1 protein-coding gene is annotated in these 1245 nt (G+C 29.7%); it reads left to right on the top strand.

Going from position 1 to position 1245, the window contains the following annotated elements:
* Nucleotides 1-161 precede the first annotated feature (161 nt).
* Nucleotides 162-1043: a cation diffusion facilitator family transporter gene (locus tag C4R78_RS09340; RefSeq protein ID WP_103896767.1), complete on the top strand. Its 882-nt coding sequence runs from the start codon at nucleotides 162-164 to the stop codon at nucleotides 1041-1043.
* The last annotated feature ends 202 nt before the right edge of the window (nucleotides 1044-1245 follow it).

Genomic DNA, 1245 nt, shown 5'->3' on the forward strand with positions numbered 1-1245 from the left:
ATGATAGCAGGATTGTTTTAAGGGCTGTCTTTTGACAGCCTTTTTTATTTATTTTCTATTATCAATTGATAATAAATTTTATAAAATATTTTGCTTGCGTAATTTATATTTATTGCATATAATAACAATATAATTTATTATCAATTGAAAGGAGAATAAAAGTGGAAAGAGAAAAAGAAGGGATAAAGACTTCCTGGATAACTATTTTTGTTAATCTTTTTTTATGTTTATTTAAAATAATAGCAGGGTTTATAGGGAAAAGTAGTGCAATGATAGCAGATGGAGTTCATACTTTATCAGATATACTAGCAACTTTTGTTGTAATATTAGGACTGAGAATTTCTTCAAAAGAAGAAGATGAAAAACATCCCTATGGACATGAAAAGTTTGAGCCAGTATTTGCCAAGATAATTAGTATAATTTTAATAATTACAGGTTTTTTCATAGGATATGAAGGTATAAAAAAATTGTTATTAGGGGATATTACACCGCCAGGAAAAATAGCTTTAATAGCCGCTTTAATATCAATACTTGTAAAAGAAGCTATGTATTGGTATACAATATCTGTGGCTAAGAAAATAAAAAGTATATCCTTAGAGGCGGATGCTTGGCATCATCGCTCAGATGCATTTTCATCTATAGGAACGTTTTTAGGGATATTTCTTTCAAGGTTGGGATATAGATTTTTTGATCCTTTAGCGGCAATTATAGTTAGCTTTTTTATAATTAAAGTTGGAGTTGATTTTTATTTAAAGGCAACAAAGGCTTTAGTTGATGAATCTGTTGATAAGGAGGATATAGAAAGAATAAAAGATATAGTTCTTAAAATAAATGGCGTAAAAGGGATAAGAGATTTAAAAACAAGGGTGTTTGGTCATAAAATTTACGTGGATTTAGAAATATATGTTGATGATACATTAACTGTAAAGCAGGGGCATGATATTGCTGAAAGGGTTCATGATGCTTTAGAGAAAGAAATGGACACTATAAAACATTGTATGGTTCACGTTGAGCCTTTTGATGTTAATGGGCACTCCAACTAAACCGGGAGTGTCCATAATAAAAATAAAGAGGAATAAAGAGAGAAATAAAGATAAAAAAAGATATTTTAAAACAAACAGGTTTTAAGCTAGTGAAGGTGTATGTAATTCATGCTAATATATACACTGTCGTTGCGAGGCGACGAAAAAAAGGTATTGACAAAGTAAGAGTAGCATGATAATATAAGTAATGCTGTTTGACCTT

Source organism: Caloramator fervidus (genome assembly GCF_900108045.1).
In the GTDB taxonomy this organism is placed as follows: domain Bacteria; phylum Bacillota; class Clostridia; order Clostridiales; family Caloramatoraceae; genus Caloramator; species Caloramator fervidus.